This is a genomic window from Streptomyces sp. 7R007, from assembly GCF_054850255.1.
Genome location: NZ_JBTWMV010000010.1, coordinates 121,465 through 143,968, shown reverse-complemented (window position 1 = coordinate 143,968; position 22,504 = coordinate 121,465). Strand labels below are relative to the sequence as shown.

21 protein-coding genes are annotated in these 22,504 nt (G+C 72.9%); 15 read left to right on the top strand and 6 right to left on the bottom strand.

Translation table 11 applies throughout. The features are described 5' to 3' along the window. Positions 1-38 precede the first annotated feature (38 nt). Entirely contained in the window at positions 39-1,556 is a 1,518-nt protein-coding gene (locus ACYF6T_RS15985) for a 3-hydroxyacyl-CoA dehydrogenase (RefSeq protein WP_461696900.1), read from the top strand. Next, positions 1,553-2,143 carry a TetR/AcrR family transcriptional regulator gene (locus ACYF6T_RS15980; protein ID WP_461696899.1) on the top strand — a complete coding sequence of 197 codons (591 nt, stop codon included), beginning with the start codon at positions 1,553-1,555 and terminating at the stop codon, positions 2,141-2,143. Before ACYF6T_RS15985 ends, ACYF6T_RS15980 begins: the two co-directional genes overlap by 4 nt. Before the next feature lie 14 nt (positions 2,144-2,157). Here ACYF6T_RS15980 and ACYF6T_RS15975 read toward each other — a convergent pair whose 3' ends face one another. Beyond that, complete coding sequence (locus tag ACYF6T_RS15975) at positions 2,158-2,658, bottom strand: Lrp/AsnC family transcriptional regulator (RefSeq protein WP_461696898.1); 501 nt, start codon at positions 2,656-2,658, stop codon at positions 2,158-2,160. Positions 2,659-2,832: 174 nt separating this feature from the next. Here ACYF6T_RS15975 and pdhA (ACYF6T_RS15970) point away from each other — a divergent pair, with 174 nt between their 5' ends. Genes pdhA (ACYF6T_RS15970) through ACYF6T_RS15940 form a run of 7 tightly spaced genes read left to right on the top strand, consistent with a single transcriptional unit; the run spans position 2,833 to position 10,840 of the window. Continuing rightward, positions 2,833-3,963: a pyruvate dehydrogenase (acetyl-transferring) E1 component subunit alpha gene (gene pdhA, locus ACYF6T_RS15970; protein ID WP_461696896.1), complete on the top strand. Its 1,131-nt coding sequence runs from the start codon at positions 2,833-2,835 to the stop codon at positions 3,961-3,963. Beyond that, on the top strand, positions 3,960-4,964 hold the full coding sequence (locus ACYF6T_RS15965; protein ID WP_461696894.1) for an alpha-ketoacid dehydrogenase subunit beta: 1,005 nt from the start codon (positions 3,960-3,962) through the stop codon (positions 4,962-4,964). Before pdhA (ACYF6T_RS15970) ends, ACYF6T_RS15965 begins: the two co-directional genes overlap by 4 nt. Then, on the top strand, positions 4,964-6,361 hold the full coding sequence (locus tag ACYF6T_RS15960) for a dihydrolipoamide acetyltransferase family protein (RefSeq protein WP_461696893.1): 1,398 nt from the start codon (positions 4,964-4,966) through the stop codon (positions 6,359-6,361). Before ACYF6T_RS15965 ends, ACYF6T_RS15960 begins: the two co-directional genes overlap by 1 nt. Positions 6,362-6,415: 54 nt before the next feature. Beyond that, positions 6,416-7,378 carry an NTP transferase domain-containing protein gene (locus ACYF6T_RS15955; protein WP_461696892.1) on the top strand — a complete coding sequence of 321 codons (963 nt, stop codon included), beginning with the start codon at positions 6,416-6,418 and terminating at the stop codon, positions 7,376-7,378. Beyond that, a complete protein-coding gene (locus tag ACYF6T_RS15950) occupies positions 7,375-8,742 on the top strand; it encodes a molybdopterin molybdotransferase MoeA (protein WP_461696891.1) in 1,368 nt (455 codons plus the stop codon). Before ACYF6T_RS15955 ends, ACYF6T_RS15950 begins: the two co-directional genes overlap by 4 nt. Further along, complete coding sequence (locus ACYF6T_RS15945) at positions 8,739-9,833, top strand: potassium channel family protein (protein ID WP_461696890.1); 1,095 nt, start codon at positions 8,739-8,741, stop codon at positions 9,831-9,833. Before ACYF6T_RS15950 ends, ACYF6T_RS15945 begins: the two co-directional genes overlap by 4 nt. A gap of 20 nt (positions 9,834-9,853) precedes the next feature. After that, a complete protein-coding gene (locus ACYF6T_RS15940) occupies positions 9,854-10,840 on the top strand; it encodes an NAD(P)H-quinone oxidoreductase (RefSeq protein WP_461696888.1) in 987 nt (328 codons plus the stop codon). On the opposite strand, the gene ACYF6T_RS15935 is transcribed toward ACYF6T_RS15940, so the two are convergent. Beyond that, the gene (locus ACYF6T_RS15935; protein ID WP_461696886.1) at positions 10,837-11,325 is read right to left on the bottom strand and encodes a hypothetical protein; all 489 of its coding nucleotides are present in this window, start codon (positions 11,323-11,325) and stop codon (positions 10,837-10,839) included. The two genes, ACYF6T_RS15940 and ACYF6T_RS15935, sit on opposite strands and share 4 nt — an antisense overlap. Before the next feature lie 150 nt (positions 11,326-11,475). On the opposite strand from ACYF6T_RS15935, the gene ACYF6T_RS15930 reads away from it, so the two are divergent. Both ACYF6T_RS15930 and ACYF6T_RS15925 read left to right on the top strand, forming a co-directional pair. Beyond that, entirely contained in the window at positions 11,476-12,027 is a 552-nt protein-coding gene (locus ACYF6T_RS15930) for a PadR family transcriptional regulator (RefSeq protein ID WP_461696885.1), read from the top strand. A gap of 86 nt (positions 12,028-12,113) precedes the next feature. After that, positions 12,114-12,653 carry a bacterial proteasome activator family protein gene (locus ACYF6T_RS15925; protein WP_461696883.1) on the top strand — a complete coding sequence of 180 codons (540 nt, stop codon included), beginning with the start codon at positions 12,114-12,116 and terminating at the stop codon, positions 12,651-12,653. 87 nt (positions 12,654-12,740) lie between these two features. Here ACYF6T_RS15925 and ACYF6T_RS15920 read toward each other — a convergent pair whose 3' ends face one another. Then, positions 12,741-14,357: a protein kinase domain-containing protein gene (locus ACYF6T_RS15920; RefSeq protein WP_461696882.1), complete on the bottom strand. Its 1,617-nt coding sequence runs from the start codon at positions 14,355-14,357 to the stop codon at positions 12,741-12,743. 337 nt (positions 14,358-14,694) lie between these two features. Between ACYF6T_RS15920 and ACYF6T_RS15915 the strand changes: the two genes are divergently transcribed. Continuing rightward, complete coding sequence (locus ACYF6T_RS15915) at positions 14,695-16,263, top strand: protein kinase domain-containing protein (RefSeq protein WP_461696881.1); 1,569 nt, start codon at positions 14,695-14,697, stop codon at positions 16,261-16,263. A 64-nt stretch (positions 16,264-16,327) separates the two neighbouring features. On the opposite strand, the gene ACYF6T_RS15910 is transcribed toward ACYF6T_RS15915, so the two are convergent. From ACYF6T_RS15910 to ACYF6T_RS15900, 3 genes are all read right to left on the bottom strand, one after another. Continuing rightward, the gene (locus ACYF6T_RS15910) at positions 16,328-17,353 is read right to left on the bottom strand and encodes a phosphotransferase (RefSeq protein ID WP_461696879.1); all 1,026 of its coding nucleotides are present in this window, start codon (positions 17,351-17,353) and stop codon (positions 16,328-16,330) included. Between the two features lie 65 nt (positions 17,354-17,418). Then, on the bottom strand, positions 17,419-17,841 hold the full coding sequence (locus ACYF6T_RS15905) for a pyridoxamine 5'-phosphate oxidase family protein (RefSeq protein WP_461696877.1): 423 nt from the start codon (positions 17,839-17,841) through the stop codon (positions 17,419-17,421). A gap of 64 nt (positions 17,842-17,905) precedes the next feature. Next, positions 17,906-18,559, bottom strand: a complete 654-nt coding sequence (locus ACYF6T_RS15900; protein WP_461696876.1) for a response regulator — start codon at positions 18,557-18,559, stop codon at positions 17,906-17,908. Positions 18,560-18,903: 344 nt separating this feature from the next. Here ACYF6T_RS15900 and pdhA (ACYF6T_RS15895) point away from each other — a divergent pair, with 344 nt between their 5' ends. Genes pdhA (ACYF6T_RS15895) through ACYF6T_RS15885 form a run of 3 tightly spaced genes read left to right on the top strand, consistent with a single transcriptional unit; the run spans position 18,904 to position 22,466 of the window. Continuing rightward, a complete protein-coding gene (gene pdhA / locus ACYF6T_RS15895) occupies positions 18,904-20,082 on the top strand; it encodes a pyruvate dehydrogenase (acetyl-transferring) E1 component subunit alpha (RefSeq protein WP_461696874.1) in 1,179 nt (392 codons plus the stop codon). A 1-nt stretch (position 20,083) separates the two neighbouring features. Beyond that, entirely contained in the window at positions 20,084-21,061 is a 978-nt protein-coding gene (locus tag ACYF6T_RS15890) for an alpha-ketoacid dehydrogenase subunit beta (RefSeq protein WP_461696873.1), read from the top strand. A gap of 10 nt (positions 21,062-21,071) precedes the next feature. Next, positions 21,072-22,466: a dihydrolipoamide acetyltransferase family protein gene (locus tag ACYF6T_RS15885; protein WP_461696872.1), complete on the top strand. Its 1,395-nt coding sequence runs from the start codon at positions 21,072-21,074 to the stop codon at positions 22,464-22,466. Positions 22,467-22,504 lie beyond the last annotated feature (38 nt).

Genomic DNA, 22,504 nt, shown 5'->3' with positions numbered 1-22,504 from the left:
CGCATCTGTGGAAAACCCCGTGCGGGAGGATCGCGCACATGACAGCACTCGACCTCAGCAGCCCCGTGGCCGTCGTCGGCACCGGCACCATGGGCCAGGGCATCGCCCAGGTCGCGCTGGTCGCCGGCCACCCCGTGCGGCTGTACGACGCCGTGCCCGGGCGCGCTCGCGAAGCGGCCGACGCGATCGGCGCCCGCCTGGACCGGCTCGTCGCCAAGGACCGCCTCTCCGCCGCCGACCGGGACGCGGCCCGCGCCCGCCTCGAAGCCGTGGAGAGCCTGGCCGCCCTCGCGGACTGCTCCCTCGTCGTCGAGGCCGTCCTGGAGCGGCTGGACGTCAAACAGCGGCTGTTCGCCGAGCTGGAGGAGATCGTCGGCGAGGACTGCCTGCTCGCCACCAACACCTCGTCCCTGTCGGTGACCGCGATCGGCGGTGCCCTGCGCAACCCCGGCCGCTTCGTGGGCCTGCACTTCTTCAACCCGGCGCCGCTGCTGCCGCTGGTCGAGGTGGTCTCCGGGTTCGCCACCGACGTCACGTCGGCCACGCGCGCGTACGAGACGGCCCGCGCCTGGGGCAAGACGCCGGTCGCCTGCGCCGACACCCCCGGCTTCATCGTCAACCGCATCGCCCGGCCCTTCTACGCCGAGGCCTTCGCGGTCTACGAGTCCCAGGGCGCGGACCCGGCCACCATCGACGCGGTCCTGCGCGAGTCGGGCGGCTTCCGGATGGGCGCCTTCGAGCTCACCGACCTCATCGGACAGGACGTCAACGAGTCGGTCACGCACTCGGTGTGGCAGTCCTTCTTCCAGGACGTGCGCTTCTCGCCCTCCCTCGCCCAGCGCCGCCTGGTCGAGTCCGGCCGCCTGGGCCGCAAGAGCGGCCAGGGCTGGTACGACTACGCCGAGGGCGCCGAGCCCGCCGAACCGCACACCGCGGAGAAGGCCCAGGCACCCGCCTACGTGGTCGCCGAGGGCGACCTGGGCCCCGCCTCCGAGCTGCTGGCGATGATCCGCGAGGCGGGCATCCAGGTCCGCGAGGAGGACGAGGACCACGGCACCCGCCTGGTCCTGCCCGGCGGCGGCCAGCTGGCGCTCGCCGACGGCCAGACGTCGGTGGAGTTCCGGGACGTCGTCTACTTCGACCTCGCCCTCGACTACCGCCGCGCCACCCGCATCGCCCTGTCCGCCTCCCAGGACACCGCCCCGCAGACCCTCGCCGAGGCCACCGGCCTCTTCCAGGCGCTCGGCAAGGACGTCAGCGTCATCGGCGACGTCCCCGGCATGATCGTCGCCCGCACGGTCGCCCGGATCGTCGACCTCGCGCACGACGCCGTCGCCAAGGGCGTGGCCACCGAGGAGGACGTCGACACCGCGATGCGCCTGGGCGTCAACTACCCGCTCGGCCCCTTCGAGTGGAGCCGCCGGCTCGGCCGCAACTGGGCGTACGCCCTCCTGGACGACCTGCACCTGCGCGACCCCTCCGGCCGCTACGCCCCCTCCCTCGCCCTGTACCGCCACGCGTACGCCTCCGACAAGCGGGAGGGCAGTCAGTCATGACCACCGCCAAGCGCGACACGTACACCCCGGAGACGCTGCTGTCCGTCGCCGTGCAGGTGTTCAACGAGCGCGGCTACGACGGCACCTCCATGGAGCACCTCTCCAAGGCGGCCGGCATCTCCAAGTCGTCGATCTACCACCACGTGGCCGGCAAGGAGGAGCTGCTGCGCCGCGCGGTCAGCCGCGCCCTGGACGGCCTGTTCGGGATTCTCGACGAGGAGCACGCACGCGTGGGGCGCGCCGCCGCGCGCCTGGAGTACGTCGTCCGGCGCATGGTCGAGGTGCTGATCGGCGAACTGCCGTACGTCACCCTGCTGTTGCGGGTGCGCGGCAACACGGACACCGAGCGGTGGGCTCTGGAGCGGCGCCGTGACTTCGACCACCGGGTCGCCGAGTTGCTGAAGGCGGCGGCCGCCGACGGGGACGTGCGCGGTGACGTCGAGGTGCGGCTCGCCACCCGGCTGGTGTTCGGGATGATCAACTCGATCGTGGAGTGGTACCGGCCGGACGGGCGCGGCATGAGCGAGCGGGAGGTCGCCGACGCGGTGGCGCAGCTCGTCTTCGGGGGACTGCGCAAGGAGGGCTGAGCTCGGGGCCGGCCTCAGCCCTGCGGCTCCAGGTCCTCCTCCTCGAACACCAGCAGCGTGCGCGTGCTGAGCACCTCGGGCATGGCCTGCAGCCGGGTCAGCACCAGCTCGCGCAGCGCCCTGTTGTCGGACGTGTGCACCAGCAGCAGCACGTCGAAGTCGCCGCCCACCAGGGCGATGTGGGAGGCGCCGGGCAGCTGTCTGAGCTGCTCGCGCACCGTGCGCCAGGAGTTCTGGACGATCTTCAGGGTGATGTACGCCGAGGTGCCCTGACCGGCGCGCTCGTGGTTGACGCGGGCGCCGAAGCCACGGATGACACCGTCTTCGATGAGGCGGTTGATCCGCGCGTAGGCGTTGGCGCGCGAGACATGGACCCGTTCCGCGACCGACCGTATCGACGCCCGGCCGTCTGCCTGGAGCATCTGCAGGATGTCCAGATCGATCGCGTCCAGCGGCCGCGGGGGCGGCAGGGGGATGCTGTCCTCCGCCCCTTCGGCCATTTGTTCAGGTGCCATGTCCCCCCGCCTTCCTACCATGGACGTACTGCGTTCATTTCAGGCTGTGGAGAACCGATTGTCCACAGCCTGAAGGGGCCTGTAGCCAAAATGTGCCGACGACCGAACAATCGGTAGGTGAGGCGCATCACACCCGTGACGCGCCTGAAGCCGCTCCCACGAGGAGGTGCCGTCATGACGGTCATGGAGCAGCGGGGCGCGTACCGGCCATCGCCGCCGCCCGCCTGGCAGCCCCGCACGGACCCCGCGCCGCTGCTGCCCGACGCCCGGCCCCATCGCGTCCTCGGCACCGAGGCCGCCGCGAAGGCCGACCCGGCCCTGCTGCGCCGCCTGTACGCCGAGCTGGTGCGCGGCCGCCGGTACAACGCGCAGGCCACCGCCCTCACCAAGCAGGGCCGCCTCGCGGTCTACCCCTCCAGCACCGGCCAGGAAGCCTGCGAGGTGGCCGCCGCCCTCGCCCTCCAGGAGCGCGACTGGCTCTTCCCCAGCTACCGCGACACCCTCGCCGCCGTCGCCCGCGGTGTGGACCCCGTCGAGGCCCTGACCCTGCTGCGCGGCGACTGGCACACCGGCTACGACCCGTACGAGCACCGCGTGGCCCCCCTGTGCACCCCGCTCGCCACCCAGCTCCCGCACGCCGTCGGCCTCGCGCACGCCGCCCGCCTCAAGGGCGACGACGTGGTCGCGCTCGCCATGGTCGGCGACGGCGGCACCAGCGAGGGCGACTTCCACGAGGCGCTGAACTTCGCGGCCGTCTGGCAGGCGCCCGTGGTCTTCCTGGTCCAGAACAACGGCTTCGCCATCTCCGTGCCGCTCGCCAAGCAGACCGCGGCCCCGTCGCTGGCCCACAAGGCCGTCGGCTACGGCATGCCCGGCCGCCTGGTCGACGGCAACGACGCCGCCGCCGTGCACGAGGTCCTCACCGACGCCGTACGGCACGCGCGCGCGGGTGGCGGTCCCACCCTCGTCGAGGCGATCACCTACCGCGTCGACGCCCACACCAACGCCGACGACGCCACCCGCTACCGCGGCGACGCCGAGGTCCAGGCCTGGCGCGAGCACGACCCGATCGCGCTCCTGGAGCAGGAGCTGACCGAGCGCGGTCTCCTCGACCAGGACGGCATACGGCAGGCACACGAGGCCGCCGAGACCATGGCCGCCGACCTGCGCGAGCGCATGAACCAGGACCCGGTCCTCGACCCCCTGGACCTGTTCGCCCACGTGTACGCCGAGCCCACCCCGCAGCTGCGCGAACAGCGGGCACTGCTGCGGGCCGAGCTGGAAGCGGAGGAGGAGAACCGATGACCACCGTCGCGGTGAAGCCGGCCACCATGGCGCAGGCCCTCACGCGCGCGCTGCGCGACGCCATGGCCGCCGACCCCGCCGTGCACGTGATGGGCGAGGACGTCGGCACCCTCGGCGGCGTTTTCCGCGTCACCGACGGCCTCGCCAAGGAGTTCGGCGAGGACCGCTGCACGGACACCCCGCTCGCCGAGGCCGGCATCCTCGGCACGGCGGTCGGCATGGCGATGTACGGGCTGCGCCCGGTGGTGGAGATGCAGTTCGACGCGTTCGCGTACCCCGCGTTCGAGCAGCTGGTCTCCCACGTCTCCCGCATGCGCAACCGCACCCGCGGCGCCATGCCCCTGCCGATCACCATCCGGGTCCCCTACGGCGGCGGCATCGGCGGCGTCGAGCACCACAGCGACTCCTCCGAGGCGTACTACATGGCGACCCCGGGCCTGCACGTCGTCACGCCCGCCACGGTCGCCGACGCCTACGGCCTGCTGCGCGAGGCGATCGCCTCCGACGACCCGGTCGTCTTCCTCGAACCCAAGCGCCTGTACTGGTCCAAGGACGCCTGGAACCCGGAGGAACCCTCGGCCGTTGAACCGATAGGCCGTGCGGTGGTGCGGCGCCCGGGCCGGAGCGCCACGCTCATCACCTACGGTCCGTCGGTGCCCGTCTGCCTCGAAGCCGCCGAGGCGGGGCGGGCCGAGGGCTGGGACCTCGAAGTCGTCGACCTGCGCTCCCTGGTGCCGTTCGACGACGAGACGGTCGCCGCCTCGGTCCGGCGGACCGGACGCGCGGTCGTCGTACACGAGTCGGGCGGGTTCGGCGGACCGGGAGGGGAGATCGCGGCCCGGGTCACGGAGCGCTGCTTCCACCACCTGGAGGCACCGGTGCTGCGCGTGGCCGGGTTCGACATCCCCTATCCGCCGCCGATGCTGGAGCGTCACCACCTGCCCGGCGTGGACCGCATCCTGGACGCGGTGGGGCGTCTGCAGTGGGAGGCCGAGAGCTGATGGCACAGGTGCTGGAGTTCAAGCTCCCCGACCTCGGGGAGGGGCTCACCGAGGCGGAGATCGTGCGCTGGCTGGTGCAGGTCGGCGACGTCGTCGCCGTGGACCAGCCGGTCGTCGAGGTCGAGACGGCCAAGGCGATGGTCGAGGTGCCCTGCCCCTACGCCGGCGTGGTCACGGCCCGCTTCGGCGAGGAGGGCACGGAGCTGCCCGTGGGGGCGCCGCTGCTGACGGTGGCGGTCGGCCCGCAGGACTCCCCGGACCCGGACGAGGGCTCGGGCAACGTGCTGGTGGGCTACGGCACGGGAGCGCCCCCGGCGCGCCGGCGCAGGGTGCGGCCGACCGGCCCGGACGCCACCGCGGGCACCGGCCCGGGGGCACCCGGACGGCGGCCGGGCCCCGCGGACGACGGCGCCGACGGCAGGGTGGCGCCCGCCATCGGACGCGGACCGCTGCGCCGCAACGGCACGGTCGCGACGGTCGCCGGTCGCGTGGCCGACGACCAGGAGACCTCCCGCGGTGACGGGCCCGTCCCGGTGATCTCCCCCCTGGTGCGGCGCCTCGCCCGGCAGAACGGCCTGGACCTGCGGGAGTTGACCGGTTCGGGACCCGAGGGGCTGATCCTGCGCGCCGACGTCGAGTACGCGCTGCGGGCCGCCGCCACCCACCAGCGCACCGCACCGGCACCCGCCGCCGAGCCCGAGCACACCGGAGCAACCCGCGTTCCCCTCAAGGGCGTCCGCGGGGCCGTCGCCGACAAGCTCTCCCGCAGCCGCCGTGAGATACCGGACGCCACCTGCTGGGTGGACGCCGACGCCACGGAGCTCCTGCGGGCGCGGACGGCCATGAACCAGTCCGGCGGCCCGAAGATCTCCCTGCTCGCCCTCCTGGCCAGGATCTGCACCGCCGCCCTCGCCCGCTTCCCCGAGCTCAACTCCACGGTGGACATGGAGGCCAGGGAGATCGTCCGGCTCGACCAGGTGCACCTGGGGTTCGCCGCGCAGACCGAACGGGGCCTGGTCGTACCGGTCGTCCGGGACGCGCACAGGCGGGACGCCGAGTCGCTGACCGCGGAGTTCGCCCGGCTGACCGAGGCGGCCCGCGCGGGGACCCTCACCCCGGGGGAACTCACCGGAGGGACCTTCACGTTGAACAACTACGGGGTGTTCGGCGTCGACGGCTCCACGCCGATCGTCAACCACCCCGAGGCGGCCATGCTCGGCGTCGGCCGCATCGTCCCCAAGCCGTGGGTGCACGACGGCGAGCTGGCGGTGCGCCAGGTCGTCCAGCTCTCCCTCACCTTCGACCACCGCGTCTGCGACGGCGGCACGGCGGGCGGCTTCCTGCGCTACGTGGCGGACTGCGTGGAACAGCCGGCGGTGCTGCTGCGCACGCTGTGACGACGACGCCGCCCCCGCGTTCCCTGTGATCGCCGCGGCACGCATACTCGGGGAGTGACCTCGTACGAGCCGCCGGCCGCGCCGGGTGCACCGGCCGCCCCGGACGCGCCGGGTGCCGCCGACACCGCGTACGACGCCGTCGTGCTCGCGGGCGGCGCCGCGCGGCGGCTGGGCGGCGCGGACAAGCCCGGAGTCCGCGTCGGCGGCCGGGCGTTGCTCGACCGGGTGCTCGCCGCCTGCGCCGGCGCCCGCACCACCGTCGTCGTCGCCGACCCCCGCCCCACCGCCCGCCCCGTCCTGTGGGCGCGCGAGGACCCACCCGGCGCGGGCCCGCTCGCCGCACTCGGCGCCGGGCTGCGCCAGACCACCGCCGAGCACGCCGTCGTCCTCTCCGCCGACCTGCCGTTCCTCCAAGCGGCGACGGTACGGCGGCTGCTGACCGGCCTGCGCGCCGCCGGCGAACACGCCGACGGCGTGCTGCTCACCGACGCCGACGGCCGCGACCAGCCCCTCGTCGCCGCGTACCGCACCGGGGCGCTGCGCCGCGAGCTGGCCGCGCTCACCCGCGAGCACGGCGGCCTCACCGGCCTTCCGCTGCGCCGGCTGACCGGCGCGCTCGACCTCACCCGCGTCACCGACCCCGTCGCGTCGTTCGACTGCGACACCTGGGACGACATCGCCACCGCCAGGGCACGCATCAGGGAGCATGGGCACGTGTTGGATGAATGGATCTCCGCAGCCAAGGACGAACTCGGCATCGACCTCGACGTCGACACCGGCGTCCTGCTCGACCTCGCCCGCGACGCCGCGCACGGAGTGGCCCGGCCCGCCGCGCCGCTGACCACCTTCCTCGTCGGCTACGCGGCCGCCCGAGCCGGCGGGGGCCCGGAAGCCGTCGCCGAGGCCGCCCGCAAGGCCGCGGCCCTCGCCCTGCGCTGGGCCGAGGAGGACACCGCCGACGGCACACCCGACGTGGCCCCCGACGCCACGCCCGACACCCGCCCCGACGCCGGATGAGCGCCCGCTCCGCCCCGGCCGGCGAGGACGCCGACGACCTCGACGTCGAGGAGGCGCTCGCGCTCGTGAAGGAACCCGACGGCCGCACCCCCGCCCCCGACCAGGTGCCCCCTCCCGCCGGCCACGGCACCCCGCACCGGCAGGACGCCCACCACCAGGCCACCCCCTGGCCGCAGGCCCGCGCGATCGCCGCCCGCGCCGCCCGCTCCACCGCCAGGTCCGCCCGCCGCGCCCCCGTCTCCGTCCCCCTCGACGCCGCTCTCGGCCTCACCCTGGCCGCCCCCCTCACGGCCCTCACCGACCTCCCCTCCTTCGACACCTCGGCGATGGACGGGTGGGCGGTCGCCGGGCCCGGTCCCTGGGACGTACGGGACGAAGGTGTGCTGGCCGGGCACGCGCGGCCGGAGCCGCTCACCGACGGCGAGGCCGCCCGGATCGCCACCGGCGCCCGCATCCCCCCGGACACCACCGCCGTGCTGCGCACCGAGCACGGCCGCACCGACGCGCAGGACCGACTGCACGCCACCCGCGAGGTCGTGCCGGGCCAGGACATCCGCCCCCGCGGCCAGGAGTGCCGCAGCGGCGACCAGCTCCTGCCGGTCGGCACCCTGGTGACGCCGGCCGTGCTCGGCCTCGCGGCCGCCGCCGGATACGACACCCTCACCGCCGTCCCCCGCCCCCGCGTCGACGTCCTCGTCCTCGGCGACGAGCTGCTCACCGAGGGCCGGCCGCGCGAGGGCCTGATCCGGGACGCCCTCGGCCCGATGCTCCCGCCCTGGCTGCGCGCGCTCGGCGCCGAGGTGACCGCCGTCCGCCGCCTCGGCGACGACGCGAAGGCCCTGCACAGGGCGGTCACGACCTCCGACGCCGACCTGATCGTCACCACCGGCGGCACCGCCTCCGGCCCCGTCGACCACGTCCACCCCACGCTGCGCCGGATCGGCGCCGAACTCCTCGTGGACGGCGTCCAGGTACGCCCCGGCCACCCCATGCTGCTGGCCCGCACCAAGGACGACCAGCACCTCGTCGGCCTCCCCGGCAACCCCCTCGCCGCCGTCTCCGGCCTGCTCACCCTCGCCGAGCCCCTGCTGCGCACCCTCGCCGCGCACCCCGCTCCGGAGCCGTACACGCTGCCGTTGCAGGATGCGGCGCACGGGCATCCGTACGACACCCGGCTCATCCCCGTCGTGCTGCGCGGCGACCGGGCCGTGCCGCTGCACTACAACGGTCCGGCCATGCTGCGCGGCATCGCGGCGGCCGACGCGCTCGCCGTCGTACCCCCGGGCGGTGCCCGGGCGGGTCAGGAGCTCGAACTCCTCGACCTGCCCTGGGCGTCCGCCGGAATCGGGGTGTGTTTCACGTGAAACAGCCGGGCCATGACGCGATCGCCCGCCAAGCGGACGAACATCTCGTGACCCATCGAGTGAACCTTCCGCGGAAGGTGGTCGAGCGGCCGATCCGCCAGGTCGCCAAACGGCTGCTGCTGGCCCTGCTGGTCCTGGTGGCCACCGCGTTCATCGTCTACGCCGACCACGGCGGCTACAACGACAGCTCCGACGGCTCGGTCGACCTGCTGGACGCCTTCTACTACGCGACCGTCACCCTCTCGACCACCGGTTACGGCGACATCACCCCGGTCGGCGACACCGCCCGGCTCACCAACATCTTCGTCATCACGCCCCTGCGCGTGCTCTTCCTGATCATCCTGGTCGGCACCACCCTCGAAGTCCTCACCGAACGGACCCGGGAGGAATGGCGCCTGAGCCGCTGGAGGTCCGCCTTGCGCGATCACACCGTCGTCGTCGGCTTCGGTACCAAGGGGCGCTCGGCGATCCAGACCCTCTGCGCCTCGGGGCTGCGGAAGGAGCAGGTCGTCGTGGTCGACCCCAGCTCCAAGGTGATCGACGCGGCCACGGCCGACGGTTACGCCGGTGTGGTCGGGGACGGGACGCGCAGCGAGGTGCTGAAGCGGGCCGAGGTGCACAGGGCCAGGCAGGTCGTCATCGCCACCCAGCGCGACGACACCGCCGTCCTGGTGACGCTGACGGCCCGGCAGCTCAACCGCGGCGCGAAGATCGTGGCGGCGGTGCGCGAGGAGGAGAACGCCCCGCTGCTGCGGCAGTCCGGCGCCGACTCGGTCATCACCAGCGCGAGCGCGGCCGGCCGGCTGCTCGGGCTGTCCATGCTCAGCCCGGCCGCCGCCATGGTCATGGAGGACCTCATCCAGCAGGGCAGCGGCCTCGACATGGTCGAACGCCCCGTCACCAAGGCCGAGGCGGGCCGGAGTCCGCGCGAGACGGACGACCTGGTGGTGAGCGTCGTGCGCGGGCACCGGGTGCTCGGGTACGACGATCCGGCCGTGGGGACGCTGGAGCTGACGGACCGGCTCATCACGATCGTGCGGGCCTCGCCGGGCACGCAGGTCACGCCCGGCCAGCGGCCGCCCGCGCCGTGACGAGGAGTAGCGTCGCCCTCATGCATGCGATCACGATTCCCGAACCTGGTGGACCCGAGGCGCTGGTGTGGGACGAGGTCCCGGACCCGGTGCCCGGCGAGGGAGAAGTGCTGGTCGAGGTGGTGGCCAGCGCCGTCAACCGGGCCGACGTCCTGCAGCGGCAGGGCTTCTACGACCCGCCGCCCGGCGCGTCCCCCTACCCCGGTCTGGAGTGCTCCGGACGGGTCGCCGCCCTCGGCCCGGGCGTCTCCGGCTGGAGCGTCGGCGACGAGGTGTGCGCGCTGCTCGCCGGCGGCGGCTACGCCGAGAAGGTCGTCGTCCCGGCCGGTCAGCTGCTGCCGGTGCCCGAGGGGATCGACCTGAAGCAGGCCGCGGCGCTGCCCGAGGTGGTCTGCACGGTCTGGTCGAACGTCTTCATGATCTCCCACCTGCGGCCGGGTGAGACGCTGCTCGTGCACGGCGGCTCCAGCGGCATCGGCACGATGGCGATCCAGCTCGCCAAGGCCGTCGGCGCCAAGGTCGCCGTGACCGCGGGCACCAAGGAGAAGCTGGACCAGTGCGCCGCGCTCGGCGCCGACGTGCTGATCAACTACAAGGAGCAGGACTTCGTCGCCGAGGTCAAGAAGGCCACCGACGGGGCGGGCGCCGACGTCATCCTCGACAACATGGGCGCCAAGTACCTCGGCCGCAACGTCCAGACCCTCGCCGTCAACGGCCGGCTCGCGATCATCGGCATGCAGGGCGGCGTCAAGGGCGAGCTGAACATCGGCACGCTGCTGACCAAGCGCGCCGCGATCAGTGCGACCTCGCTGCGCGCCCGTCCGCTCGCCGAGAAGGCGGCGATCGTGGCGGCCGTACGGGAGCATGTGTGGCCGCTGCTGGCGGGCGGCCATGTCCGTCCGGTCGTGGACCGGGAACTGCCCATGAGCGACGCGGGCGCCGCCCACCGGGTGGTGGAGGAGAGCGGCCACGTCGGCAAGGTCCTGCTGGTGACACCGCGGGGCTAGCCCCTGCGCAGCCGCAGTCCCACGAAGGCCAGCCCCAGGCCGAGGCCGATCAGTACCAGGCCGCTGCCCAGGGGGAGGATGCGCAGGACGGGCTCCGTGGGGCGCTCGGCGTGCGCGACGGCCTGCCGTACGGGCTGCGGCGGGGGCGTCGGGGTGACCTGCGCGGCGGCCTCCTGGGGCGGCTCGGAGGCGTCGGGACTCTCGTCCCCGGCTCCCTCGTCTTGCGCGTCCTGCGGATCCTCGTCGACGTCCCCCTCGCCCGCGGTCTCCTCGCCGGGCTCCTGCGTCTCCTCCGCCCGCCCGGGCCGCTCCCGGCCCTCGCCTGCCCGGCTCCCGGCCCGCGAGGGCTCGGCCGGGTGCGAGGGCGTGGGGGCCGGGGCGTGCGCCGCCGTCACGTCGTACGCCGTGGTCACCGCGTACGCGGCGCCGCCGCACCACATGCCGACCACGGCCACCACGACCCCGGCCCTCTGTAGCAAACGCACCGAAAGCATCACATCCCCACCCTCGCGCCGCACCCGGCCACCGGCATGCCGGACTCCGCCAAAGAGTGGAAAGCGCCCGTTCGGAACCGGCGGTTCGAAACCGCCGGTTCCGAACCGCCGGATGAACCGGAGTCGCTGCACAATCCGGGTATGTCGATACGTCACGGGCTGCTCGTGCTGCTGCAGGGCGGCCCCCGCTACGGCTCCCGGTTGCGCACCGAGTTCGAGGCGCGGACGGGCGGGAGCTGGCCGCTGAACATCGGGCAGGTGTACACGACCCTCGGCCGGCTGGAACGGGACGGCATGGTCGTCCAGGACGGCGCGGACGAGGCGGGACGGGCGCTGTACGCCCTGACGGACGCGGGCCGGGCCGAGCTGCGCACCTGGTTCGCGACCCCCGTGGAGCGCGCCGGCCCACCCCGCGACGAGCTGGCGATCAAGCTGGCCCTGGCGGTCGGCACACCCGGCGTGGACGTCTCCAAGGTCGTCGAGGCACAGCGCCGGCACGTGGCGGACGCGCTGCACGAGTACGTACGGCAGCGGGCGCAGCTGCTGGCGCTGGCGCCCGAGCACCCGGACCAGGTGGCGCGGCTGCTGGTGCTGGAGCAGCTCGTGTGCCACGCGGAGGCCGAGATCCGCTGGCTCGAGCACTGCGAGGCCCGGCTGCTGCGCCTCGCCCGGGGCCGTGACGTGGAGGAATGACGTAAACCCGAACGGCGTAAACGGTGGATCACCCTCCACCGGGGGCACCACGGTGATGAGATGCACGGGTGCGAGAGAATGGCGGCATGGAGATGCCGAGGAACGAAAGGTCGCCGGAGAATCCCCAGATCCTGGTCGTGGGCCAGGACGGCATGGCGATCGGCGGCGGAAGCGACGAGGACTCCCGCGAGACTCCGGTGACGGAGCAGGTCGAGCAGCCGGCCAAGGTGATGCGGATCGGCAGCATGATCAAGCAGCTGCTGGAGGAGGTGCGAGCGGCTCCGCTGGACGAGGCGAGCCGGGTCCGGCTCAAGGAGATCCACGCCAGCTCGGTGAAGGAGCTGGAGGACGGTCTGGCGCCGGAACTGGTGGAGGAGCTGGAGCGGCTGTCCCTGCCGTTCACGGACGACACGACCCCCAGCGACGCGGAACTGCGCATCGCGCAGGCCCAGTTGGTGGGCTGGCTGGAGGGCCTCTTCCACGGGATCCAGACCACCCTGTTCGCCCAGCAGATGGCGGCCCGGGCCCAGCTGGAGCAGATGCGCCGCGCCCTGCCGCCGGGCGTCGCCCAGGGGATGGGCGAGGACGGCCACCCCGGCGGCCGCTCCGGCGGACCGTACCTGTAGATCCGATCCCCCACTCCGAGACGGCCAAGGGCCCGGCGACCGCCGGGCCCTTCTCTCACCGGGAGCCGGTCAGGACGGCCGGGACGGTCAGGACGGCGGGTTGCCCGTCGAGACGCTGAGCTGGATCTCCGGCATGTCCTTCGGGTCGACGTCCGTCCCGGCGGCCGGGTACTGGTCGATCACCGCGCCCTCGCCGTACGTGTTCTCGTCGACGTTCTTGATCGTCTTGCCCCAGCCGGCGGCCTGGAGGCACTGCTTGACCGACCCGACGTACTTGAACCGGAAGTCGGGCACCCGGATCTTGTCGGGGTCGTTGTACGACTCCTGCGGCTCCGTGCACTCGGTCGTCTCGATCGTCTTCGAGGTGTCCGGCCCGCGGTAGCCCGCCGCCTTGGTCGCCGAGGCGCTCGCGCTGCTGGTGCCGCCCTTGCCCTCGTCGCCGCTGCCGTTGTTGTTCAGGACCAGCGCCGCGATCAGACCGCAGACGGCCACGACCGACACGACGACCGAGCCGATGATCACCGGCTTGTTGGTCCTGCCGCCGCCCGAGGGCACGGGCGTGGGCGGCTGGGGCGTGATGTTGTACGGCGGCGGGGTGGCCGCGCCGTGCTGCTGCGTATAGCCGTAACCGCCCTGCTGCTGCGGGTAGCCGTAGGCCGGGGACGGGGTGGGCGTGCCGTACGGGTTCGGCGTCGGCTGGTACGGCGTCTGCACCGGGCCCGTCGGTGCCGGCGTCGCCTGGTCGACCGGCGGGAACACGGCGGAACCGACGCCGGAGCCGGCCTGCGCCGGGGCGCCCGGGACGATGCTGGGCGGGGCGGCCTGGAAGGACGCGGCCACCCGCAGGCACTCGTCGCGCATGGCGACGGCGCTCGGGAAGCGCTCGTTCGGGTTCTTCTTCAGCGCGCGGGCGACCAGCGCGTCCACCGCCGGGGGCAGCGCGCGGTTGATGGAGGAGGGCGCGACCGGCTCCTCCTGCACATGCGCGTACGCGATGGCCAGCGGGGAGTCCGCGTCGAACGGCAGGCGGCCGGTGACCAGTTGGAACAGCATGATGCCGACCGAGTACAGGTCGGAGCGGGCGTCGACACCGCGGCCGAGGGCCTGCTCGGGCGAGAGGTACTGCGGGGTGCCGACGACCATGCCGGTCTGGGTCATCGAGGTGACGCCGGACTGCATGGCGCGCGCGATGCCGAAGTCCATCACCTTGACGACGCCGCGCTTGGTCATCATCACGTTGCCCGGCTTGATGTCCCGGTGCACCAGCCCCATCTCGTGGCTGATCTCCAGCGCCGCGAGCACGTCCGCGGTGATCTTCAGCGCCTTGTCGGCGGGCATCGCGCCGAACTGCCGTACGTCCGCGTCGAGTACGGAGCCGAGCGGGCGGCCCTCGATGTACTCCATGACGATGTACGGGGTCGTCATGCCGTCCAGATCGTCCTCGCCGGTGTCGAAGACGGAGACGATGTTGGTGTGCGTGAGCTTCGCCACGGCCTGTGCCTCGCGGCGGAAGCGCTCGCGGAAGGCCTGTTCCCGGCCGAGGTCGGTGTGCAGGGTCTTGATCGCGACCTGGCGGTCGAGCACGGCGTCGTACGCCAGGTGCACCGAGGCCATGCCGCCCTCACCGAGCAAGTCGCGCAGTTGGTAGCGGCCGCCGGCGAGCGCGCGCCCCGCGTACCGGCCGTGTGCGCCGTCCTGGCTCATGTTGTTGCGTCCCCCATCGGCCTTCTGGCGCCGGCCCGGCTGTCGTTGATCGAATGGCTCATTCCCGGCCAAGTCTGCCCCAGGGCACTGACACGTCAAGCTTGGTGCCCGTTCCGTGACCGTCTGCGAAAGAAGCGTCGCGCGAGCGTTACAGACGCTGTACGGCCGGTACACAGAATTTGCACGACGGCGCACGATGGCGGTTTGATGGCCGGTCCGTCCTGTGCCGGTTCCGGCACCCATCCCGGACCTGCGGCTTGCGCGGAGGCTGTAGCGTGGCCGACGGAGACCGTAACAACACCGCGCGCACCGCGGGCAGAAACGACGGCGAGGACTGATGGCACAGCAGCAGCGCGCTCAGGGCCCGTCCGACCCCGAGGCGACTGGCGGCGGTATGTCAGATGCGCCGGAGATGTGGGGTAACGGCGGGCTGGTCGGCGACGGCCGATATCGGCTGACCCGCAGACTCGGGCGGGGCGGCATGGCGGAGGTGTTCGCCGCCGAGGACGTGCGGCTGGGGCGCACCGTCGCGGTCAAGCTGCTGCGCGCCGACCTCGCCGAGGACCCGGTCTCCAAGGCCCGCTTCACGCGCGAGGCCCAGTCGGTGGCCGGCCTCAACCACCACGCGATCGTCGCCGTGTACGACTCCGGCGAGGACTTCGTGGGCGGCCAGAGCGTGCCGTACATCGTCATGGAGCTGGTCGAGGGCCGCACCATCCGCGACCTCCTCATCAACGCCGAGGCGCCCGGCCCCGAGCAGGCCCTGATCATCGTCTCGGGTGTCCTGGAGGCGCTGGCCTACTCACACCAGCACGGCATCGTGCACCGCGACATCAAGCCGGCCAACGTCATCATCACCCACAACGGCGCCGTCAAGGTGATGGACTTCGGCATCGCCCGCGCGCTGCACGGCGCGTCCACGACGATGACGCAGACCGGCATGGTCATGGGCACCCCGCAGTACCTCTCCCCGGAGCAGGCGCTGGGCAAGGCCGTGGACCACCGCTCCGACCTGTACGCGACGGGCTGTCTGCTCTACGAACTCCTCGCGCTCAGGCCGCCGTTCGTCGGCGAGACCCCGCTGTCGGTGGTCTACCAGCACGTCCAGGACACCCCGGTCCCGCCGTCCCAGGTCTCGGGCGGCGAGTCGCCGCCGGAGCTGGACGGCCTGGTCATGCGCTCGCTGGCCAAGGAGCCCGACGACCGCTTCCAGACCGCCGAGGAGATGCGCGGGCTGGTCCAGTACGGGCTCCAGATGCTCTACGACCAGGGCGGCCACACCGGCACCTGGAACACCGGCCCGGTCGACGTGCACGACGGCCGGCAGACCCCGGCGGCCGGTTTCGCCGGTACGGCGGTGCTGCCGCACCCCGGCGACGGCTCCGGCACGACGCAGATCCCCCAGCCGATCCTGCCCACCGGTTACGGCGGCGGGGACGACGGCGGCTTCGAGGGGCACGGCAACAAGGGCAGCGGCCGCGGCAAGCTGTGGATCCTCGCCGTGCTCGCGGTGATCGCCATCGCGGCCGGCGTCGCGCTGGCCCTGCAGAACGGCGGGGGCGGCGGGGGCGGCTCCGGCACCACCGAGTCGCCGACGGCGACGACGTCCACGAAGGACGACTCGGCCAGCGAGACGCCGAGCGACACGTCGAGCGACCAGCCGACGGACACGTCCACCGACGACAGCACCGGCACGGGCGGCGGCTCGGACTACACGCCGTCGTACACGCCCTCCTACACGCCGTCGCAGAGCGCGAGCAGGGAGCCGTCGAACGAGCCGTCCAGCGAGCCGACCACCCAGGAGCCGACGGACGAGCCGAGTGACACGGCGTCGCAGCCGTCGACCTCGAGCGACCCGTCGGGTGGCGCCGACGCCGGTACCACCCTGGGCGGCAACGGCCTCTGACAGCGAGCACGCGCGCGTAGGGACGTCATCGCGCCCCCACGCGCGCGCGGCGCGTCCCCGTTCGTCACCCCGTGAACGCCTCGCACACCGCCTCGTACTCCCGCGTCCACCACACCGCCAGCGCCGAGGCCGCCGGGAACTGGGGGTCCGCGCGGGTGTCGCCGCGCTCGTAGTGCCAGCGCAGCATCCAGAAGTCGTTCAGGCGCTCCCACCACACCCGGTGCACGGCCGCCGCGAGCTGGGCGGGCGTGGCGTCGGCCGTGCGCCGGTACGCGCGCGCGTACGCCCGCACCTTCGCCAGGTCGAGGGTGCCCGAAGGCTGTACGAAGAAGATCGCGGCGGCGCGTACGGCCTCCTCCGCGCGCGGGCGCACGCCGAGGCGGTCCCAGTCGACGATGGCGGCGGGCGCGTCACCCCGGTAGAGCAGGTTGAACGGGTGGAAGTCGCCGTGCACCCAGCCGACCGAGGCCCCGCGCGGCGGCCGGCGGTCGGCGTGGCGTTCCAGGAGCGCGCGCCGTTCCACGAGGCGGTGGCGGGCCAGTTCGTCGAAGGAGTCGGCGGGCCGGTGCCGGCGGACCCGGGCGAGCAGGTCGTCGATGAGGGTGAACGTGTCGGCGGGGTCGGCGCTGCCCGCCGGCTCCGCGCGCGCGTGCGCCGGCATCACGCGCTCCAGACCGGCGTGCACGGCGCCCAGGAGCGTCCCCAGCCGCGCGCACTGCCCGGTGCCGAGCTGGCCGCCGTGACGGTGGCGTCCGTCGATCCACGGGTGCAGGGCGTAGGCGTGGCCGCCGACGACGGCGACCGTGCGTCCCTCGCGGTCGGCGAGCGGGGGCGCGACCGGGACGCCGAGGCCGGCCAGGCGCTCGGTGGCGCGGTGCTGGCGGGCGATGGCGGCCGGATCGGCGGTCTCGGGGTCGAAGTGGTGCTTGAGGAAGTAGCGGCCCCGGGTGGTGCACAGGCGGTAACCGCGGTTGAGCAGCCCCTGCTCGACGGGCTCGCAGGTGACGGCACAGCCCGCGCGGTACTGGCGCAGGAGGGCGCCCAGCGGGGGCGCGTGAGGTACGTGGGGTGGTACGTGGGAGCGCGGCACGCGCCCGATGCTAGGGCAGAGGGCGGGGCTGTGAGCTGGGCTTTGTCACAGACAGTCGCATTCGGTCACGCCATGTGCTCGAAGTGGCGTTCCAGGGCGTCGTCGGTCGAGTGGACCGTGGCGAACCGGGGCGTCACGCTCAGGTAGACGGGCTCGTAGGGCTCGCCGTCCACCAGGCGGGGCGCGGGCCCGAACCGCTCGATCTCGGCGGCCGTCGGCTCGTGGACGCCGCACTCGCCGACCACCTGCGCCGACCACAGGCCCTCGCCCGGCCGCGCCGAGCCCAGGTTGTCCGCGCCGTACGCGACGACGCCGCCGGCGCACGCCCGGTGGTAGCCGCAGTTCGCGGGCAGCCGCAGCAGCACCCGGTCGCCGTCGACGATGTGCCGGGCGAAGGCGAGGAAGGGCAGGGCGCGCATGCTGGTGGCGATACGGCCGTGGTCGGTGCGGGCGAGCAGGTCGACGGCGAGCTGTTCGGCGGAGGGCATGCACCCACTGTGCGGGCGGCGGAAGCGGCGGCACCAGGGACGTAGGTCCCGAACCGGCCGGGTCTCAGTGCTTCTCCGCGTGCATCCGGGCCACGAACGCGGCCGCCTGCGAGCGCCGCTGCATACCGAGTTTGGACAGCAGACCGGACACGTAGTTCTTGATCGTCTTCTCGGCGAGGTGCAGCTGCTCGCCGATCTGGCGGTTGGTGAGCCCCTCGCCGATCAGGTCGAGGATCCTGCGCTCCTGCTCGGTGAGGTGCGCGAGCTCGTCGTCCCGCCCGCCGCCGTCGCGCAGCCGCTCCAGCACGCGCGCGGTGGCCACCGGGTCGAGCAGGGACCGGCCGGCCGCGACGTCCCGCACGGCCGCCAGGAGCTCGCCGCCCCGGATGGCCTTGAGGACGTAGCCGGCGGCGCCCGCCATGATCGCGTCGAAGAGGGCCTCGTCGTCGGCGAAGGACGTCAGCATCAGACAGCGCACCGACTCGTCCCGGGAGCGCAGCTCGCGGCACACCTCGACACCGCTGCCGTCCGGCAGCCGTACGTCGAGCAGCGCGACGTCGGGCCGGGTGGCCGGAATCCGTGCCAGCGCGTCGGCCGCGGTGCCCGCCTCGCCGACCACCTCGATGTCGTCCTCGACGGACAGCAGCTCGTGCACACCGCGCCGGACCACCTCGTGATCGTCGAGGAGGAATACCCGGATTTTTCCGTCTTCGCGCATGTAGGCAGTCTCACACGCGCGCGTGCGTCCCGCCCCAGGTGGCCTCTTCCCGTGACCTGGGTCACCGGGATAACGTGCCGTTGTTCCGGCCCCCTGCAAGGCTGTGACCAGCGACTGTTCCCGGCTTTCGCGATTTACTTGGAAATCCAAGCAAAATCGCAGGTCAGGAGGGGTTTCACAGAAATGTGGAGCACTGGGTAACGTGCCTCTTGCAGGGCGCTCGCCGGGGCACCTGTCACGCCTGTTCCCGCACGAGCCGCACCCACCCTGTGCGTCCGTGGGAGTCAGGTGAGCCGCACTGGCACCCGGCGAACCCGGGTAGCCGGACCGACGGAGGAGCACACGTGACCGTGGAGAGCACTGCCGCGCGCAAACCGCGACGCAGCGCCGGAACCAAGAGCACGGCCGGCAAGCGGACGACCGCAAAGAACGCGCCGGGCACCGACCCCGAGCTCGTCCAGCTGCTGACGCCCGAGGGCGAGCGCGTCCGAAACGCCGAGTACGACCGGTACGTCGCCGACATCACCCCCGATGAGCTGCGCGGTCTCTACCGCGACATGGTGCTCACCCGGCGCTTCGACGCCGAGGCCACCGCCCTGCAGCGCCAGGGCGAGCTGGGCCTGTGGGCCTCGCTGCTGGGCCAGGAGGCCGCCCAGATCGGCTCCGGACGGGCGCTGCGCGACGACGACTACGTCTTCCCGACCTACCGCGAGCACGGCGTCGCCTGGTGCCGCGGGGTCGACCCGACCAACCTGCTCGGCATGTTCCGCGGCGTGAACAACGGCGGCTGGGACCCGAACGGCAACAACTTCCACCTGTACACGATCGTCATCGGCTCCCAGACCCTGCACGCCACGGGCTACGCGATGGGCGTGGCCAAGGACGGCGCCGACAGCGCGGTGATCGCCTACTTCGGCGACGGCGCCTCCAGCCAGGGCGACGTCGCGGAGTCCTTCACCTTCTCCGCCGTCTACAACGCCCCGGTCGTGTTCTTCTGCCAGAACAACCAGTGGGCGATCTCCGAGCCGACCGAGAAGCAGACCCGCGTCCCGCTCTACCAGCGCGCCCAGGGCTACGGCTTCCCCGGCGTCCGCGTCGACGGCAACGACGTCCTCGGCTGCCTCGCGGTCACCAAGTGGGCGCTGGAGCGCGCCCGCAACGGCGAGGGCCCCACCCTGGTCGAGGCGTACACGTACCGCATGGGCGCCCACACCACCTCCGACGACCCCACCCGCTACCGCGGCGACGAGGAGCGTCTGGCCTGGGAGGCGAAGGACCCGATCCTGCGCCTTCGCCGGTTCCTGGAGGCCTCAAACCACGCGGACGAGGGATTCTTCGCGGAACTGGAGGCGGAGTCCGAGGCGTTGGGCAAACGAGTGCGTGAGGCGGTCCGCGCCATGCCGGACCCGGACCGCTTCGCCATCTTCGAGAACGTGTACGCGGACGGGCACGCGCTCGTCGACGAGGAGCGAGCCCAGTTCGCCGCCTACCAGGCGTCGTTCGCGGATGAAGGGGGCAACTGAGATGGCCGAGAAGATGGCTCTGGCGAAGGCGGTCAACGAGTCGCTGCGCCGCGCCCTGGAGTCCGACCCCAAGGTGCTCGTCATGGGCGAGGACGTCGGCAAGCTCGGCGGTGTCTTCCGGGTCACGGACGGCCTGCAGAAGGACTTCGGCGACAGCCGTGTCATCGACACCCCCCTCGCCGAGTCCGGCATCGTCGGCACCGCGATCGGCCTCGCCCTGCGGGGGTACCGCCCGGTGGTGGAGATCCAGTTCGACGGCTTCGTCTTCCCGGCCTACGACCAGATCGTCACCCAGCTCGCCAAGATGCACGCGCGCTCGCTGGGCAAGGTCAAGCTCCCGGTCGTCGTGCGCATCCCCTACGGCGGCGGCATCGGCGCGGTCGAGCACCACTCCGAGTCCCCCGAGTCGCTCTTCGCGCACGTGGCGGGCCTGAAGGTGGTCTCCCCGTCCAACGCCTCGGACGCGTACTGGATGATGCAGCAGGCCATCCAGAGCGACGACCCGGTGATCTTCTTCGAGCCCAAGCGACGCTACTGGGACAAGGGCGAGGTCAACACCGAGGCGATCCCCGGCCCGCTGCACAAGGCGCGGGTCGTGCGCGAGGGCACCGACCTGACCCTCGCCGCCTACGGTCCGATGGTCAAGCTCTGCCAGGAGGTCGCCGACGCGGCCGCGGAGGAGGGCCGCAGCCTGGAGGTCCTGGACCTGCGCTCGGTCTCCCCGCTCGACTTCGACTCGATCCAGACCTCGGTGGAGAAGACCCGCCGCCTGGTCGTGGTCCACGAGGCGCCGGTGTTCTTCGGCTCGGGCGCGGAGATCGCCGCCCGCATCACCGAGCGCTGCTTCTACCACCTGGAGGCACCGGTCCTCAGGGTCGGCGGCTACCACGCCCCCTACCCGCCGGCCCGCCTGGAGGAGGAGTACCTGCCGGGCCTGGACCGGGTGCTCGACGCCGTCGACCGCGCCCTGGCGTACTGAGGAGAGGGTCGTGACGACGATGACGGAAGCGTCCGTACGCGAGTTCAAGATGCCGGACGTGGGCGAGGGGCTCACCGAGGCCGAGATCCTCAAGTGGTACGTCCAGCCCGGCGACGAGGTCACCGACGGGCAGGTGGTCTGCGAGGTCGAGACGGCGAAGGCGGCCGTCGAACTGCCCATCCCCTACGACGGGATCGTCAGAGAGCTGCACTTCCCCGAGGGCACCACGGTGGACGTGGGCACGGCGATCATCGCGGTCGACGTGGCGGGCGGGGCGCCGGCTCCCGCGCCGGAGGCGCCCGCCGCCGAGAAGGCGCCCGAGGAGGGGAAGCCGGAGGGTTCGGGCCGCCAGCCGGTCCTCGTGGGGTACGGCGTGGCCGCCTCCTCCACCAAGCGCCGCCCCCGCAAGGGACCGGACGTGGTGCTCTCCCAGGCTTCCACGGCGATCCAGACCGAGCTGAACGGCCACGGGCCGGCCGCCGTCGCCGACAGGCCCCGCCCGCTCGCCAAGCCGCCGGTGCGCAAGCTGGCCAAGGACCTGGGCGTCGACCTCGCGACGGTCACCCCGTCCGGGCCGGACGGCATCATCACGCGCGAGGACGTGCACGCGGCCGTCGCCGCGCAGCCCGCGGAGACGCAGCAGCAACCTCGGCCGCAGCCGGCCGCGGCGGCGCCCGCGCCGGTGACGGTCTCCTTCGACGGGGCCCGGGAGACGCGTATCCCCATCAAGGGCGTCCGGAAGGCCACCGCGCAGGCGATGGTCGGCTCGGCGTTCACCGCGCCGCACGTCACGGAGTTCGTGACGGTCGACGTCACGCGCACGATGAAGCTGGTCGAGGAGCTCAAGCAGGACAAGGAGATGCAGGGGCTGCGGGTCAACCCCCTCCTGCTGATCGCCAAGGCCCTGCTGGTCGCCATCAAGCGCAACCCCGAGATCAACGCGTCCTGGGACGAGGCGGCGCAGGAGATCGTCGTCAAGCACTACGTCAACCTGGGCATCGCGGCGGCGACCCCGCGCGGGCTGATCGTCCCGAACATCAAGGACGCCCACGCCAAGACGCTGCCGCAACTGGCCGAGTCCCTGGGCGACCTGGTCGCCACGGCCCGCGAGGGAAAGACGTCCCCCGCGGCCATGCAGGGCGGCACGGTCACCATCACCAACGTCGGCGTCTTCGGCGTCGACACCGGCACGCCGATCCTCAACCCCGGCGAGTCGGCGATCCTGGCGGTCGGCGCGATCAAGCTCCAGCCGTGGGTCCACAAGGGCAAGGTGAAGCCCCGTCAGGTGACCACCCTGGCCCTCTCCTTCGACCACCGCCTGGTCGACGGCGAACTCGGCTCGAAGGTCCTGTCCGACGTGGCGTCCATCCTGGAACAGCCGAAGCGCCTGATCACCTGGGCGTGACCACGGAGGGGGCGGGCCGCCACACCGGCGACCCCGCC

Coding starts and splice junctions, on each gene's coding strand:
- ACYF6T_RS15985 (WP_461696900.1), top strand. CDS start 39: ATGACAGCACTCGACCTCAGCAGCCCCGTGGCCGTCGTCGGCACCGGC.
- ACYF6T_RS15980 (WP_461696899.1), top strand. CDS start 1,553: ATGACCACCGCCAAGCGCGACACGTACACCCCGGAGACGCTGCTGTCC.
- ACYF6T_RS15975 (WP_461696898.1), bottom strand. CDS start 2,658: ATGGCACCTGAACAAATGGCCGAAGGGGCGGAGGACAGCATCCCCCTG.
- pdhA (WP_461696896.1), top strand. CDS start 2,833: ATGACGGTCATGGAGCAGCGGGGCGCGTACCGGCCATCGCCGCCGCCC.
- ACYF6T_RS15965 (WP_461696894.1), top strand. CDS start 3,960: ATGACCACCGTCGCGGTGAAGCCGGCCACCATGGCGCAGGCCCTCACG.
- ACYF6T_RS15960 (WP_461696893.1), top strand. CDS start 4,964: ATGGCACAGGTGCTGGAGTTCAAGCTCCCCGACCTCGGGGAGGGGCTC.
- ACYF6T_RS15950 (WP_461696891.1), top strand. CDS start 7,375: ATGAGCGCCCGCTCCGCCCCGGCCGGCGAGGACGCCGACGACCTCGAC.
- ACYF6T_RS15940 (WP_461696888.1), top strand. CDS start 9,854: ATGCATGCGATCACGATTCCCGAACCTGGTGGACCCGAGGCGCTGGTG.
- ACYF6T_RS15930 (WP_461696885.1), top strand. CDS start 11,476: ATGTCGATACGTCACGGGCTGCTCGTGCTGCTGCAGGGCGGCCCCCGC.
- ACYF6T_RS15925 (WP_461696883.1), top strand. CDS start 12,114: ATGGAGATGCCGAGGAACGAAAGGTCGCCGGAGAATCCCCAGATCCTG.
- ACYF6T_RS15920 (WP_461696882.1), bottom strand. CDS start 14,357: ATGAGCCAGGACGGCGCACACGGCCGGTACGCGGGGCGCGCGCTCGCC.
- ACYF6T_RS15915 (WP_461696881.1), top strand. CDS start 14,695: ATGGCACAGCAGCAGCGCGCTCAGGGCCCGTCCGACCCCGAGGCGACT.
- ACYF6T_RS15905 (WP_461696877.1), bottom strand. CDS start 17,841: ATGCCCTCCGCCGAACAGCTCGCCGTCGACCTGCTCGCCCGCACCGAC.
- ACYF6T_RS15900 (WP_461696876.1), bottom strand. CDS start 18,559: ATGCGCGAAGACGGAAAAATCCGGGTATTCCTCCTCGACGATCACGAG.
- ACYF6T_RS15890 (WP_461696873.1), top strand. CDS start 20,084: ATGGCCGAGAAGATGGCTCTGGCGAAGGCGGTCAACGAGTCGCTGCGC.